This window comes from Mesorhizobium sp. C416B (assembly GCF_030323165.1).
GTDB lineage: Bacteria > Pseudomonadota > Alphaproteobacteria > Rhizobiales > Rhizobiaceae > Mesorhizobium.
In genome coordinates this window covers 5,993,435-6,008,244 of record NZ_CP100471.1, presented here as the reverse complement: position 1 = coordinate 6,008,244, position 14,810 = coordinate 5,993,435, and the positions used below count along the sequence as shown (strand labels likewise).

The 14,810-nt window shown below is 63.5% G+C and carries 15 protein-coding genes; 6 read left to right on the top strand and 9 right to left on the bottom strand.

Going from position 1 to position 14,810, the window contains the following annotated elements; all coding sequences use genetic code 11:
• Window positions 1-11 precede the first annotated feature (11 nt).
• From NLY43_RS29100 to NLY43_RS29090, 3 genes are all read right to left on the bottom strand, one after another.
• Complete coding sequence (locus tag NLY43_RS29100; protein ID WP_023712410.1) at window positions 12-1,025, bottom strand: ribonuclease T2 family protein; 1,014 nt, start codon at window positions 1,023-1,025, stop codon at window positions 12-14.
• A 98-nt stretch (window positions 1,026-1,123) separates the two neighbouring features.
• The gene (locus NLY43_RS29095) at window positions 1,124-1,573 is read right to left on the bottom strand and encodes a MarR family winged helix-turn-helix transcriptional regulator (protein ID WP_023712409.1); all 450 of its coding nucleotides are present in this window, start codon (window positions 1,571-1,573) and stop codon (window positions 1,124-1,126) included.
• The gene (locus NLY43_RS29090; RefSeq protein WP_198025532.1) at window positions 1,570-2,355 is read right to left on the bottom strand and encodes an alpha/beta fold hydrolase; all 786 of its coding nucleotides are present in this window, start codon (window positions 2,353-2,355) and stop codon (window positions 1,570-1,572) included. The genes NLY43_RS29095 and NLY43_RS29090 overlap by 4 nt, the downstream gene beginning before the upstream one ends.
• A 247-nt stretch (window positions 2,356-2,602) precedes the next feature.
• Between NLY43_RS29090 and NLY43_RS29085 the strand changes: the two genes are divergently transcribed.
• The 4 genes from NLY43_RS29085 (at window position 2,603) to NLY43_RS29070 (ending at window position 7,646) form a co-directional block, all read left to right on the top strand.
• Window positions 2,603-3,535 (top strand): alpha/beta fold hydrolase, encoded by a 933-nt coding sequence (locus NLY43_RS29085; protein ID WP_023712407.1) that lies wholly within the window; start codon window positions 2,603-2,605, stop codon window positions 3,533-3,535.
• 82 nt (window positions 3,536-3,617) lie between these two features.
• Window positions 3,618-4,793 (top strand): CaiB/BaiF CoA transferase family protein, encoded by a 1,176-nt coding sequence (locus tag NLY43_RS29080; protein ID WP_023712406.1) that lies wholly within the window; start codon window positions 3,618-3,620, stop codon window positions 4,791-4,793.
• Window positions 4,790-6,439 (top strand): thiamine pyrophosphate-binding protein, encoded by a 1,650-nt coding sequence (locus NLY43_RS29075; protein ID WP_023712405.1) that lies wholly within the window; start codon window positions 4,790-4,792, stop codon window positions 6,437-6,439. Before NLY43_RS29080 ends, NLY43_RS29075 begins: the two co-directional genes overlap by 4 nt.
• A 124-nt stretch (window positions 6,440-6,563) precedes the next feature.
• Entirely contained in the window at window positions 6,564-7,646 is a 1,083-nt protein-coding gene (locus tag NLY43_RS29070; protein ID WP_286459149.1) for a transposase, read from the top strand.
• 372 nt (window positions 7,647-8,018) lie between these two features.
• Here NLY43_RS29070 and NLY43_RS29065 read toward each other — a convergent pair whose 3' ends face one another.
• A complete protein-coding gene (locus NLY43_RS29065) occupies window positions 8,019-9,302 on the bottom strand; it encodes a cystathionine gamma-synthase family protein (protein ID WP_023668225.1) in 1,284 nt (427 codons plus the stop codon).
• Between the two features lie 123 nt (window positions 9,303-9,425).
• On the opposite strand from NLY43_RS29065, the gene NLY43_RS29060 reads away from it, so the two are divergent.
• On the top strand, window positions 9,426-9,884 hold the full coding sequence (locus tag NLY43_RS29060) for an Lrp/AsnC family transcriptional regulator (protein WP_023712051.1): 459 nt from the start codon (window positions 9,426-9,428) through the stop codon (window positions 9,882-9,884).
• Window positions 9,885-9,932: 48 nt separating this feature from the next.
• Here NLY43_RS29060 and NLY43_RS29055 read toward each other — a convergent pair whose 3' ends face one another.
• Genes NLY43_RS29055 through NLY43_RS29035 form a run of 5 tightly spaced genes read right to left on the bottom strand, consistent with a single transcriptional unit; the run spans window position 9,933 to window position 14,290 of the window.
• Window positions 9,933-10,904 carry an ABC transporter substrate-binding protein gene (locus tag NLY43_RS29055; protein WP_023682178.1) on the bottom strand — a complete coding sequence of 324 codons (972 nt, stop codon included), beginning with the start codon at window positions 10,902-10,904 and terminating at the stop codon, window positions 9,933-9,935.
• A gap of 38 nt (window positions 10,905-10,942) precedes the next feature.
• The gene (locus NLY43_RS29050; RefSeq protein WP_023712052.1) at window positions 10,943-12,097 is read right to left on the bottom strand and encodes an ABC transporter permease; all 1,155 of its coding nucleotides are present in this window, start codon (window positions 12,095-12,097) and stop codon (window positions 10,943-10,945) included.
• On the bottom strand, window positions 12,094-12,972 hold the full coding sequence (locus tag NLY43_RS29045) for an ABC transporter permease (RefSeq protein ID WP_023690837.1): 879 nt from the start codon (window positions 12,970-12,972) through the stop codon (window positions 12,094-12,096). The genes NLY43_RS29050 and NLY43_RS29045 overlap by 4 nt, the downstream gene beginning before the upstream one ends.
• Window positions 12,973-13,506 carry an endonuclease domain-containing protein gene (locus tag NLY43_RS29040; protein ID WP_502882181.1) on the bottom strand — a complete coding sequence of 178 codons (534 nt, stop codon included), beginning with the start codon at window positions 13,504-13,506 and terminating at the stop codon, window positions 12,973-12,975.
• Window positions 13,499-14,290, bottom strand: coding sequence for an ABC transporter ATP-binding protein (locus NLY43_RS29035; RefSeq protein WP_023687997.1), 792 nt, complete (start codon window positions 14,288-14,290; stop codon window positions 13,499-13,501). Before NLY43_RS29035 ends, NLY43_RS29040 begins: the two co-directional genes overlap by 8 nt.
• Window positions 14,291-14,400: 110 nt before the next feature.
• Here NLY43_RS29035 and NLY43_RS29030 point away from each other — a divergent pair, with 110 nt between their 5' ends.
• Window positions 14,401-14,805, top strand: a complete 405-nt coding sequence (locus tag NLY43_RS29030; RefSeq protein ID WP_031193071.1) for a cupin domain-containing protein — start codon at window positions 14,401-14,403, stop codon at window positions 14,803-14,805.
• The last annotated feature ends 5 nt before the right edge of the window (window positions 14,806-14,810 follow it).

Sequence of the window (14,810 nt, the reverse complement as noted above, 5' to 3'; positions counted from 1 at the left end):
AGACGGATATCCTACTGGAACCCGGCCGCATCGACCGAGCCCTTCGGACAGCCCGCCTTGGTCGTCGGCGCCGAGGCGAGCATGAGAGTGCTCAGCGAACTGTCGGGGCCGATCGGGCCGGTCAGGCCGAGCGTCAGCTCGCCGATCAGCCGCCTGCCGCTCGACGGATCGACCAGGCAGGAGACACGCACCCGCGCGCCCGACCCGGCGCCGAAGGCGCTGTCGAAGGCGCTGCGGATCTGGTCCGAAGTCAGCTGCTTGCCGACATTCCTGGTGAAGAGCTCGCGCACAGGCGAGGCATTCACCGCCCGCATCAGGTTCAGCGCCTCGGCAAAATACTCCTGCTGGCTCTTGCCGTAGCAGGTGCCGTGCTTGATCCATTCATGCCGTTCGAGCTTGGAGGCGGTGCCCGGCATAACCTGGTCGAGCTCGGCGCGCGTAGCGGCATCGAGGTTGACCGGCGGCAGGTCGGCCCAATGGGCCGGATTATCATTGGCCTTGTCGCTCGCCGGCACCTGGCAATAGAAATTGCCGTTCGGTTGCGGCCACAGACCATGCAAGGTGAAATGCGACGCGTCGAAACCGCCCGCCGTCTGCGCCTGGCATTCGGGCTTGCTTGCCTTGGTTTCGCAGAAGGCCGGCTGCCAACTCAGCGCGAAAACATATTCGGGTTTTCCTGAAGCCGGCGCCGCAGGCTTGCCCTGATCGGCGGGCGCGGCCGGCAGGGCGGCTGCGCTGCCGCCAGCGACGTGACCGCAGCTGATCTTGACCCAGCGACGCTCAGGATCGGCGCCCGGCACGCGGATGAGGTAATGCGTCGGCGCATCCTTGTTGCCGGCCAGGAGGTCGTAGCTCTGTCCAGCCGTTGTCGCGATATTGCCGGGGTTCTTGCCGCTCTTGATTGCCTGCGTTGCTGGACAGGCAGCATCGGCCACGAAGGATCCGCTCATCTTCACATCGGCGCGCGCTAGGCCGACACCGGCCAGCGCCACCAACACCGCACCCCATATCGCCGATATCCGCATTCCAGCACTCCTAGCGTTTCATAGCGCAAGCTAGAAACGTGTGACATGTCAGAATTACGATTTCTTTCGTCCGCCGCAAAAAACAATCGCTCGGTCGATCAGACCCCGCCCTCCTCGACCCGCTTCGTCAACATACGCAGCAGATCAAGCGCGGTCTCAAGCACGCGAGGCTCGATGCCCTCGCTGATGCGGTTGGCCCAGACATGCTGGCGCGTGCCGATATCCCTGATCGCGGCCCGGCCCGCATCGGTCATCGCCAGGAGCTTGGCGCGGCGGTGCGCCGGGTTGTCCGCATAGGCGGCGAGCCCTTCGGCGGCCAGAATGTCGGCAAGGCGCTGCACGCTCTGACGGGCAAGCCCCATGTGGCGGGCAATGTCGGCCACCGATTTTGGCTCCTTCAGCACCGCGCCCAGAACCTGCCAGCGCGCCGCCGTCAACCCGGCAGGCTCCGCCAGCCGGTCGGCCGCGTCGAGAAACCCGCCATTCAGCCGGAACACGGCAAGCACCACTTCGGTGAGCACATCTCCCGCTTCGGTCCTGCTTGTCATTTCTGGCCGGCCTCGATGGTGGAAACGAAGGTGTTGACGGCTTCCGCCACCGCCTCCGGCTCGTCAAGCATCACCCAATGGCCGGAACCGGCGACGGTTCTGTGGCCAATTCGGCTGCGCAGCCGAAACAGGGCCGCCGCATTGTCATTGGCCTCCGTGGCCAGCACGAAGATCGGCCCGTGATAGGCGTCGAGCGTCGGTTCGGGATTCCATTCCGCCAGCGCCTTGCCGACGCCTGCCCGAGCCGCCGGATCGACCACCGCCGCATCGGCGATGACCTGTTTGCGGACATCTGGGTTGGAGCCGGCGATCGAGGTGTAATAAGCGCTCAGGACATCGCCGCCGTTTGGCCCCGCCAGATCGCGCACGAACCCGTCGCGAATCTCTTTGGGCAGGGCGCGCGGATCGGTCGCCGGATCGACCAGCAGGATGCCGGCAACACGGTCGGCATGGCCGGCGGCATAGGCGAGCGCGGCCCCACTGCCGCCGCTATGTGCAACGAGGACAAACCGCTTCAGGCCGAACGCATCGGCCACCGCACCAATATCGTCGGCACGGCCGTCATAGCCGTAGTCGGCATCAGCTGCAGGCGCCGATGCGCCATGGCCGCGAAAATCGAAGGCGACCGCCTCACGGCCACCTGCGGTGAGCTGCATCACCCGGTTCCACTGTGTGGCGCGGCTGCAATCGCCATGCGCGAACAGGATCGGCAGGCCGCCGCCGGATTTGATGTCGTAGCCGGCAAGCTGGCCCTGCGGGCCGGCAATGGTTGAGGTCTTCATGGTCGTCTCCCTGGTCTGGCTGGAAGCAATGCCGGGCAGGAGCATTGCGGATGAAAGGCTCGCCAGCAGAAACGCGCGGCGACGAAACGGTCGAAACGGTTTTCATGCTCATGTTCCCGATGTAATTTGACAGCATGCTGTCATATAGCCAAATTGACAGCACACTGTCAATAGTGACGCCGGCTGATTTCGACCTCCCCTTGACGTCGGTCACGCCGTCGCCCAACAGTCGCCAAGGGAGCGAGACATGGCATTTGACAAGCAGACGACGCTGGCCTCACCGACCGGGGCCACGCTCAATCTCTATGTGAAGCACGCGGGGGGCTCTCCACGCGCGGTAGTCCAGGTCAATCACGGCCTGGCCGAACACGCCGCGCGCTATGCCCGCTTCGCCGATTACCTCAGCACCCGCGGCTTTCATGTCTACGTCCACGACCATCGCGGCCATGGCGCGACCAAGGCGCCCGATGCCCCGCTCGGCAGATTCGCCGTCACAAGCGGCCCGGCCAAGGTGATCTCCGATGTCGACGCAGTCCACGATTTGATTGCGAAGGAGCAGCCCGGCCTGCCGGTCATCCTGTTCGGCCATTCGATGGGTGCGTCGGTGGCGCTCAACTACCTGCTGGCGCACTCGCCGCGCGTCCACGCCGCGGCGATCTGGAACGGCAATTTCTCACAAGGCCTGCTTGGTCAGCTTGCACTCGCCATCCTCGCTTATGAGCGCTTCAGGCTCGGCTCCGATGTTCCCTCACGCGTCTTGCCCAAACTGACCTTCCAGGCCTGGGGCAAGGCGGTGCCCAACCACAAGACGCCGTTCGACTGGCTGTCGCGCGACGAGGCTGAAGTGGCCAAGTACATTGCCGACCCGCTGTGCGGCTGGGATGCCTCGATCTCGATGTGGCGCGATGTCGTGGAGATGGCGCAGAAAGGCGGCAAGGATGCGGGCTTTGCCGGCATCAGGCGCGACCTGCCCGTCAGCATCGTCGGCGGCGAGAAGGATCCGGCCTCCGACTATGGCAAAGGCATCGATCATCTCACCAAGCGGATGCGCGCGATGGGCTTTTCGAATCTGGTTTCAAAGGTTTACGCCGACACCCGCCACGAAAGCCTGAACGAGGTGAACCGCGACACCGTTATGGACGATTTCGCTGCCTGGGCCGATAGCGTGCTCAAAGAGTGACATCGCTGGCCTACCGCAAGGCCCGTGACAGCGGCATCCCGGGTTGATAGAGGCTGCGGTTCCGACCCGTTTTTGGTGATTTATGGCTGAACCTCCGCTGAAAGGCGTCCGCGTCGTCGAACTCGCCCGCATCCTGGCCGGCCCCTGGGCAGGACAATTGCTGGCCGATCTCGGCGCCGATGTCATCAAGGTCGAGAGCCCCGAAGGCGGCGACGATACCCGCAAATGGGGTCCGCCCTTCGTCATGAGCCATGATGGCGAGAACCTGTCGGCCGCCTATTACCATTCCTGCAATCGCGGCAAGCGTTCCATCGCCGTCGATTTCTCGACATCGGAAGGGGCCGAGACGGTGCGCCGGCTGGTTGCCACGGCCGACATTCTGATCGAGAATTTCAAGCTCGGCGGCCTGAAGAAATACGGGCTCGATTACGAGAGCCTGAAGGCGATCAATCCAAAGCTCGTCTACTGCTCGATCACCGGCTTCGGCCAGGACGGGCCTTACGCCCCACGCGCCGGCTATGATTTCATCATCCAGGCCATGGCCGGCATGATGTCGATCACCGGCGAGGTCGGGCGCGAGCCGCAAAAGGCCGGCGTCGCTATTTCCGACATCTTCACCGGCCTTTACTCTGTGATCGCCATCCAGGCAGCGCTTCGCCATGCCGAAAAGACCGGCGAAGGCCAGCATATCGACATGGCGCTGTTCGACACGCAGATTTCCGCACTCGGCAACCAGAACCTCAACTATCTCGTCTCCCGCAAGGCGCCGGTGCAGATGGGCAATGCGCATATGAACATTGCGCCCTATGAGGTTGTCCCGGTCAGGGACGGCCACATCATCCTGGCGGTCGGCAATGACGGCCAGTTCGCCAAATTCTGCGCCGCCGTCGGTCTCGACCATCTCTCAGCGAATCCCGATTTCGCCACCAATCCGGCCCGCGTCGCCAACCGGGTGAAGTTGCGCGAGCACTTGATCGAGACGCTGAAGAATTGGGATCGCGACCCGTTGCTGGCCAGGCTCGAAGCGTCAAGCGTGCCGGCGAGCCCGATCAACGACATCGGCCAGATGTTTGCCGACCCGCAGACGATCGCACGCGGCATGCGCCTCGACCTCGACGATGGCCATGGCAATCGTCTGCCCTCGGTGCGCGCGCCGATGGTGATGTCGGGCACGCCGCTCGTCTATGAGCGTCCCTCGCCTCGCCTTGGCGAACATACCGAAGAAATTCTTGCCGAACTGGAGAAGTCTGGACGATGAAGACCGGTGGACAACTGATTGTCGACGCACTCGAGGCGAACGGCACCGACCGCATCTTCTGCGTGCCTGGCGAATCCTATCTCGCTGTGCTGGACGCGCTGCATGACTCGCCCATCCGCACCATTGTCTGCCGCCAGGAAGGCGGCGCCGCCATGATGGCCGACTGCCAGGGGCGGCTGACCGGCAAGCCCGGCATCTGCTTCGTTACCCGCGGCCCCGGCGCCACCAATGCGTCGGCCGGCATTCACATTGCCATGCAGGATTCGATACCCGTCATCCTGTTCATCGGCCAGGTCGCCAGCCGCGCCAAGGAGCGGGAGGCTTTCCAGGAGGTCGACTACAAGCGCTTCTTCGGCGACATCGCCAAATGGGTGGTGGAGATCGACGATGCCGCGCGCATCCCCGAACTCGTCACCCGCGCCTTTGCTGTCGCGACATCGGGCCGCCCCGGCCCCGTCGTCGTCTCGCTGCCGGAGGACATGCTGACCAGTCTTGTCGACGCGCCCGCGGCCTTGCCGCACACGCCGGTCGAAACCCGGCCCGGCGAAGCCGAACTCGATGCTTTGGAAAAGCTTCTGGCCAAGGCCAAGCGTCCCTTCGTCATCCTCGGCGGCACACGCTGGGACGAGGAAGCGGTGGCACGTATGCGCACCATTGCCGAGGCCTGGTCGCTGCCGGTCGGCTGCTCCTTCCGCCGCCAGATGCTGTTCGACCATCTGCACCCGAACTATGCTGGCGATGTCGGCATCGGCATCAACCCGAAGCTGGCCACCGCCATCAAGCAGGCCGACCTGGTGCTGCTGATCGGCGGCCGCATGGGCGAGATGCCGTCCTCCGACTATACGCTGCTGAAGAGCCCTTACCCCGACCAGACGCTGGTCCATGTCCATGCCGACGCCGGCGAACTCGGCCGTGTCTACCGGCCGACCCTGGCGATCAACGCTGCGCCGTCAGCCTTCGTCGAAGCCTTCGCCAAGCGCAAGCCAACCTCCACGCCAGCCTGGGCGGATGAGACAGCGAAAGCACACGCTGCCTACCTCGACTGGTCGACGCCTCCTGAGACCGGCCCCGGCACGGTCCAGATGGGGCCGATCATGAACTATCTGGAAAAGATTTTGCCCGATGACGCCATTTTCACCAACGGCGCCGGCAATTACGCCACCTGGGTGCACCGCTTCCACCGCTTCCGCCGCTTCGCCACCCAAGGCGCGCCGACCTCCGGTTCGATGGGTTACGGCACCCCGGCTGCGGTCGCCGCCAAGGCGCTCCATCCCGACCGCACCGTGATCGCCTTTGCCGGCGACGGCTGCTTCCTGATGAACGGACAGGAATTCGCTACCGCCGTGCAATACGACCTGCCGATCATCGTTATCGTCGTGAACAACGGCATCTACGGCACCATCCGCATGCACCAGGAGCGCGATTATCCCGGCCGTGTCGTCGCCACCGATCTGAAGAACCCTGACTTTGCCGCTCTTGCCCGCGCCTATGGCGGCCACGGCGAGACGGTCGAGAACACGGCAGATTTTGCCCCTGCCTTCGAGCGTGCCCGCGCCAGCGGCAAGCCGGCGATCGTCGAAATCAGGCTCGACCCCGAGGCGATCACGCCGACGCGGACGATGACGCAGATCCGCGACAAGAGCTGAGAAGTTAGCAGCGAAAGCCGAGTTCCGTCACACCCCCCTCTGTCCTGCCGGACATCTCCCCCTCAAGGGCATAGGCGCTAAGATAGGTATTGCCTTGCGGAATCGGGTGTGATTCTACGCTGCGATGACACACGAATCGCTTGTTGATGACGGCTGGGCCGAGACGATTGAGCTTCTGGGCGGCGAAGAGTTGATCGCAGGAAGTGCCCGCGAGACGAAGGCGTTCCTGCGCCCGCGCGGCGTCAGGTCGGCGAGCGACCTGTTGCGCCTGACACTGGCTTACTGCCTTGGCAAGGTTGGCATGCGGGGCGTCGTGGCCTGGGCGGCGGCGAGCGGGATAGCCGACATTTCGGACGTGGCGCTGCTTGGCCGGCTGCGCAATGCAGGACCATGGCTGCAGCAGTTGATTGGGCACCTTTTGAAGCGCGAGGATGCAGGTTTGGCCAAAGGCCGACTGGTTCGCATCCTCGATGCGACAGCGGTTGCCAAGGCCGGTGCGTATGAGAAGAAGAACAATGGTCTTTGGCGCATGCACTGCGCCTTCGAGCTTGAGCGCGAGCAGTTCGACTTCATCGAGATCACCGATCAGAGCGAGGCCGAGTTGATCGACCGCGTGCCGGTGGTGCCGGGCGAGATCCGCATCGGTGACCGCGCCTATCTGCAGGCCGAGCGGATCGCAAAGGTGATGGCGCAAGGCGGCGATGTTGTTGTGCGCGCGTCGTGGAAAAACGCGCGATGGCTCGACGCCAACGGCAGGGCGTTCGATCTCATCGGCTACCTGGAGAGCTGCCGGGAGGAAGTCTGCGAAACGCCTGCCCGGCTGGCACTCAAGAAGGGCGAGCCTGTGAAGATGCGCCTGATCGCCTTGCGCAAATCCGAGGCCGCGGCACAAGAAGCGCGGCGCAAAATCAACAAGGAAGCCAGGGCCAAGGGCAACAAGGTTCAACCGCAGACGCTGATTGCGGCCGGCTTCGTCCTGCTTGTGACCTCGCTTGACCGGGAGGAGTTTCCCGCCGATACGGTCCTCAAGCTCTACCGCATGCGCTGGCGCATCGAACTCGCCTTCAAGCGCCTGAAGAGCCTGATCGGGCTGCGCTCTCCTCCCGCCAAGGACCCAAGGATCGCAAGGCCTTGGATTCTTGCACACTTCCTCATCGCGCTTGTGACCGAACCCCTCTCGCAGGAGTTGGGTGTCTCTCCCCCTTGAGCGACGGGCGCCCGCTGCTGTGGCGCGCAACCCGCCAGATCGTCGCCTCTCTGATCGCGACCATCTTTCCTCAACCTTCCTTGGCGGCCCTGCGCCAAAAACTCCATGCCTTGCGATATCGCTGGCGCGAACCACCACGAAAGCGCAAGTTTCAGTCCATGCCAAAGCTATCTTAGCGCCTATGCCCTCAAGGGGGGGAGATTGGATGTCATGTCGCCCTTCGCCAATCTGCAGCGTTGCAGACAGGGCGCTATGGTCAGAGCTGCTGATCTCCCCCCTTGAGGGGGAGATGTCCGGCAGGACAGAGGGGGGTGCTGTCCCGCCGACGCTGCCAAGGCGATCGCCCCTTTCCTGATATCTACAAGCGAGCTATCAGACCGCTGCCAGCGCCTGCGTCAGGTCGGCGATAAGATCGTCCGGATGCTCGACGCCGATCGACAGCCTGACCGTGGTCTCCAGCACGCCAATGCGCTGGCGCACGTCGAAGGGAATGCCGGAGTGCGTCATCGCCGCCGGGTGGCTGGCGAGTGACTCCGTGCCGCCGAGGCTCACCGCCAGCTTGAATATTTGCAGCCCGTTGAGAAATGCGAAGGCCGCCTTCTCTCCGCCTTTGATATCGAAAGAAAATGTCGACCCGGCGCCGCTGCATTGCGCCTTGTAGGCCCGTCCCGCTGCCGTATCCTCGCCCAGGAACGGCAGGTAATGCACCTTCTCGACCTTGGCGTGATCGCGCAGGAATTCGGCCACGAGCCGCGCATTGTCGTTGGCGCGCTCCATGCGGATGGACAGCGTCTCCAGCGAGCGGCCGAGCATCCAGCAGGAATGCGGGTCGAGTTGCGTGCCGATGGCGCCGCGCAGCGCCTTGATCGGCTTGGTCACCGCCTTGCTGCCCATCGCCGCACCGGCGATCAGGTCGGAATGGCCGCCGACATATTTGGTCAGCGAATAGACGGAGACATCCGCGCCATGTTCGATCGGTCGCTGGAACACCGGGCCGAGCAGCGTGTTGTCGCAGACGATGATCGGCGTTGATCCTTGGCTTGCGCCGATCTCGTCGGCAAACTTCCGGATCAGTGCGATGTCGACCAGGCTGTTGGTCGGATTCGACGGCGTTTCGATGAGAATGACCGAGACACGCCCCTTCGCCACCGCTGCATCAGCAGCGGCCCGCACCGCCTTGTCGTCGACGCCGTCGGCGAAGCCGACAGCGCCGATGCCGAAGCCGGACAGCGTGCGCGTCAAAAGCGTCTCGGTGCCGCCGTAAAGCGGCTGCGAATGCAGGATGACATCGCCCGGCCGGGCATAGGCGAGCAGCGTCGTGGCGATCGCCGACATGCCCGACGAGAACAGGATGCAGGCGTCCGTTCCCTCATAGACCGCCAGCCGGTCCTCGACGATCTCCGAGTTGGGATGATTGAAGCGCGAATAGACCAGGCCGGACGCCGTGCCGCTCGGCGGCTCCTTGCGGCCGGATGTGTAGTCGAAGAAGTCGCGTCCCTCCTCCGCCGATTTGAACACGAAGGTCGAGGTCAGGAACACCGGCGGCTTGACGGCGCCTTCCGACAGTTGCGGATCGAAGCCATAGCTCAACATCAACGTTTCCGGATGGAGCTTGTGGTTGCCGATGTGGGTTTTCGACGGGCGCGGCGCGGTCATGGCTTTTCCTGCGTTCTGGAGGAGTCTCGTGCAGCAATTTATGCGATCCCGGTCCACCAGTCCTTGCTATTTTCGGCCTCGCATGGCTGCATTCCGGCAACAAATTGCCGAGCGAGAGCAAAAGTGCAACAGAAGATAGCCGACGATTTCGACCGCAAGATCCTGCGCGAGCTGCAGGCCGACGCCCGCATCACCAACAATGAGCTGGCGGAGCGCATCGGCCTGTCGCCGTCGCCATGTTTGAGGAGGGTACGCCGGCTGGAGGAGGCCGGAATCATCAGGGGCTATACCGCGCTGGTCGACCCGGCCGCCTTCGGGTGGAACATGGTCGCCATCGCCACCGTCCGGCTCAGCCGCCAGAACGAGGACGAGATCGTCATGTTCGAGGACGCCATCCGCGGTTGGGAGGAGGTGCTGGAATGCCACCTCGTCACCGGGTCGCGCGACTATGTGCTGAAGGTGGTGACCGGCAGCCTCGAACAGTACGAGCGCTTCATCAAGGAAAAGATCGCGCGGCTGAAATGCGTCGCCTCGATTGAGACCAGCTTCGTCATGAACACCATAAAGGAACGGCGCCTCTGACATTTGGTCAAAGGCGCCGCTCTCGAGGTCGAAATTGCCTGGCCAGGCTTATTTGATCGCCTTGTCGGTGATGGCCGTGGTGTAGGCGCCGGTCGGCGCCTTGGTGATGATCTTCTGGTCGAGCAGCGCCTTGGCGGTGCGCTCGTAGGTCGCCGGGTCGAGCTTGCCGTCGGCATTGTCGATCAGCTTGGCGACTTCGCTCATCATCCGCTTCTGGTGGTTTTCGTCCTGGCCACCGCCGTCCATGACAATGCCCGCGGCCTCGTCATTGTTGTCGATGGCATATTTCCAGCCCTTCATCGAGGCGCGCACGAAACGCACCATCTTGTCTTCGAAAGCCGGATCCTTGAGCTTGTCTTCCGAGGCGTAGAGCCCGTCCTCCAGCAGGTCGTTGCCCATCGCCGAGTAGTTGAACACGGTCAGCTGGTCCGGCTTGTAGCCGGCATCGATCAGCTGCCAGTACTCGTTGTAGGTCATGACCGAAATGCAATCCGCCTGCTTCTGGATCAACGGCTGCACGTCGAAGCTCTGCTTCAGAACCGTGACGCCGTCCGGGCCGCCTTCGGTCTTCAGGCCGAGCTTGTTCATCCAGGCGTAGAATGGATATTCGTTGCCGAAGAACCAGACGCCGAGCGTGTGACCCTTGAAATCGGCTTCGGTCTTGATCGGGCCGTCCTTCGGGCAGACCAGCTCCATGCCGGCCTTCTTGAACGGCTGGGCGATGTTGACCAGCGGCACGCCCTTTTCGCGCGCGGCGAGTGCCCCGCCCATCCAGTCGACGATGACGTCGGCGCCACCGCCGGCGATCACCTGCTCGGGTGCGATATCGGGACCGCCCGGCTTGATGTCGACGTCGAGGCCTTCGGCTTCATAAAAACCCTTGGCCTTGGCGACATAGTAGCCGGCAAACTGCGCCTGCGTGACCCATTTCAGCTGCAACGTCACCTTGTCGGCGGCCATTGCCTGGAACGCGGCCAGCGACATCGCGCCGGCCAGCATCGGAATGATCAGTCTTTTCATGTTTTTACCCTCTGAAGTTAACACCCGAACCCACCGCCCTATCCACCACGGACAGAGGGATGCCAAAACGTGACGGCTCTCTCGACGAGAGCGACCACGCCATAAAAGACCGAACCCGCCAGTGCTGCAACTGCGATTTCGGCCCAGACCATGTCGATGTTCATCCGCCCGACCTCGGTCGAGATGCGAAAGCCCATGCCGACCACAGGCGTGCCGAAGAACTCGGCGACGATGGCGCCGATCAGCGCCAGCGTCGAGTTGATCTTGAGCGCGTTGAAGATGAAGGGCGCTGCCGCCGGCAGTCTGAGCTTCAAGAGTGTTGGCCAGTAGCCCGACGCATACGTGCGCATCAAATCGCGCTCCATATGGCCGGAGGCGGCAAGACCGGCAACCGTGTTCACCAGCATTGGGAAGAAGGTCATGATGATGACGACCGCGGCCTTGGACGGCCAGTCGAAGCCGAACCACATCACCATGATCGGCGCCACACCGATGATCGGCAGCGCCGAGACCATATTGCCGATCGGCAGCAGACCGCGGCGCAGGAACGGCACCCGGTCCGCGGCGATGGCCACCAGGAAGCCGGCGCCGCTCCCGACGATGTAGCCGAAGATCACCGCCTTGAAGATGGTCTGCCTGATATCGGCGCCGAGCACCGGCAGGGAACTGGCGATGCGCACACCGATGGCGCTCGGCGGCGGCAAAAGGATGAAGGGAATGCCGGCGCCACGCGTCACCGCTTCCCATATGATCAGGATCCAGGCGCCGAAGATCGCCGGGATGATGAGGCGCAGCGCCATCCGCGCCCCTTTTGCCATAGGCCGAAGCCCCGACAGCACCGCCACGCAGCGCCAGGCCAGCAGCCAGGCAGCCGCGAGCAGCAGGAAATAAGGCGCCATTGCCGTGCCTTCGAACCCTGTAATGCCCGAGATCAGCATCCAGGCGACAAGGTGAGCGCCGATAAACAGCACCGCAGCCTCGGCTACCGCCGAAATTCTGATCATCGAGATCAGCCCCGCCAGCACGGCCAGGCCGATCATCGGGGTCTTTATACCGAAATAGGGGTAGTCGAAACTTGCCGTCGGGTCTGCAAGGGTGGCCGCTTCCGGCTTCGACATCGCGCCGAGCGCGACGGCGACGAGGCACAGCGCAATGGCCAGCACGGCTTGCCAGGAGGGCTTCAGCCAGTTCATGCCGGCCTCCCGCCCATCGCGCGGTCAACGAGGCGCCCGGCTATGCCGACCACCATGACCAGAAGGGCCGCCACCACCGAGCCCGCCACAAGGGCGGACCAGATGTCGATGGACTGGCTGTAATAGGCGCCTGCCAAAAGCTTGGCGCCGATGCCGGCGACAGCACCGGTCGGCAGTTCGCCGACAATGGCGCCGACCAGGCTCGCCGCCACCGCCACCTTCATCGAGGTGAACAGGAACGGCACCGAGGCCGGCACCCGCAGCTTCCAGAAGGTCTGCGAGACACTGGCATTGTAGGTGTGCATCAGGTCGAGATGCATGAGTTCGGGCGAGCGCAGGCCCTTCACCATGCCCACCGTCACCGGGAAGAACGACAGGTAGGTCGAGATCATTGCCTTTGGGATCAGACCGCTGATGCCGATCGCCCCCAGCACGACGATGATCATCGGCGCCACCGCCAAAATGGGGATCGTCTGCGAGGCGATGATCCACGGCATCAGGCTGCGGTCGAGCGTCGCCACATGCACGATGCCGACCGCGATGACGATGCCGAGCGCCGTGCCGAAGGCAAAGCCGAGCAACGTCGACGACAGGGTCACCCAGGCATTGTAGACAAGGCTGCGGCTCGATGTGATGGGCCGCAGGAACGTGTTCTCGAAGAAGTTCACCGCCACCTGATGCGGCGCCGGCAGCGTCGGCTTGGGCTGCGACAGCGTCTTGCCGATGAATTCGACGGTGTCGTGGGTTTCCCCGGCGCGCCGGTCGAGGTCGCGCTGGAAGGGCGCGTTTAGGATGACGGCGAAGACATACCAGAGCACCACCACGCCCAGGAGGATGGAGGTCACGGGGATGAATTTTTCGCGGAAGGTGTCCATCTATCGCGCCTCGCCAGCGGGGCGCCCTCCTCTCCCCAACGGGGAGAGGGTGGCCGGAGCGAAGCGGAGGTCGGGTGAGGGGGTAGAAATCTTTCCGCCGAGACAAGCCAAGATCGTATCCAGGACCGCTCGGCGCTCAGCCAAAACTTCGTGATTCCAGAAGCGCAGAACCGAATAACCTTGTCCGTTCAGCCAGGCTGTCCTGGCGGGATCGGTCAGTGAATCCGCGTGTTGGCTGCCATCAAGTTCGACAATCAGCCCCTGCTCGCGGCAGACGAAGTCCGCGATGAAAGGTCCGAGCGGCACTTGCCGCACAAATTTGTAGCCGTTGAGATGACGTCCTCTCAATTCCCCCCAAAGCCGGTATTCAGCTTCGGTCTCGTCAAACCGCAGCTTTCGGGCGCGAGCGGTTGCCCCGACATTTCTCTTGGTTGGATCCGTCGGCGCCGCCCCCTCACCCGACCTCCGCTTCGCTCCGGCCACCCTCTCCCCGTTGGGGAGAGGAGCCAGCCGGTCGTTCGCCCCCTCAATCATCATAGCTGTGCCCTGCCCGCAACCCATCGCGCACGCGGGCCGCGATCGCCAAAAACTCCGGTGTCTCGCGGATGTCCAGTGGCCGCTCCTTTGGCAGCGTCGATTCGATGATGTCGGTAACCCGACCTGGGCGCGGCGACATGACGACGATGCGCGTCGACAGATACACCGCCTCGGGGATGGAATGGGTGACGAAGCAGATCGTCTTGTTGGTGCGCGCCCACAATTCCAGAAGCTGTTCATTGAGATGATCGCGCACGATCTCGTCCAGCGCGCCGAAGGGCTCGTCCATCAGCAACAGGTCGGCGTCGAAGGCGAGCGCGCGGGCGATCGAAGCGCGCTGCTGCATGCCGCCGGAAAGCTGCCAGGGGTATTTCTTCTCGAAGCCGGAGAGGTTGACGAGCTCCATCGTGCGCTTGATGCGCTCGGCCTGCTCCGCTCTCGAAAGGCCGATGATCTCCAGCGGCAGCGCCACGTTACGCTCGATCGTGCGCCACGGGAAAAGGGCTGCCGCCTGGAAGACGTAGCCATAAGCGCGTTTCTCGCGCGCCTGTTCCGGCGTCATGCCGTTGACCGAGATCGTGCCCGATGTCGGTTTTTCCAGATCGGCGATGACGCGCAGCAAGGTGGTCTTGCCGCAGCCCGATGGGCCGATGAAGGAGACGAACTCGCCCTTGCCGATGGTCAGGTCGACATTGGAGAGCGCCTCTACCGGACCGTCATTGGTCTGAAAGGTAAGGCCAAGTCTGCTTGCCGAGACGACGGCTGGCGATTGTCCCGTCATCGCTTGCTGCCTGCCTCTCGCAGCCGCCCAGGATGAAATGCCGTTGCATTCGCGTTGATGTTGCTTTCCACTCGTCCAATCCCACCCAATCGACGCCCGGAGCCTTGCCGATGTCGCCCAAACCCACTTGTCACCTTATCCGTCCTGAAAGCACTTATGAAGGCAAGCAGGGATTGACCTATTTTGCCGGCATTGCAGCCGAGACGGTCGGCTCGTCCGGCATCTGCATGCATCTGCTCACCCTGCCGCCTGGCGCCCGCGCCAAGGCGCATCTGCATGAAAGCCATGAGACGGCGATCTATGTGCTCTCGGGCGAGGTCCACACATGGTATGGCGACAGGCTCGAGAACCACATCGTCGTCAAGGCCGGCGACCTCTTCTACATCCCGGCCGGCGTACCGCATCTGCCGGCCAATCTGAGCAACGCCCCGTCCTCGGCCGTCATCGCCCGCACCGATCCCAATGAACAGGAAAGCGTCGTCCTGTTGCCGGAACTGGATGCGCTGGTGGCCTGACGCTG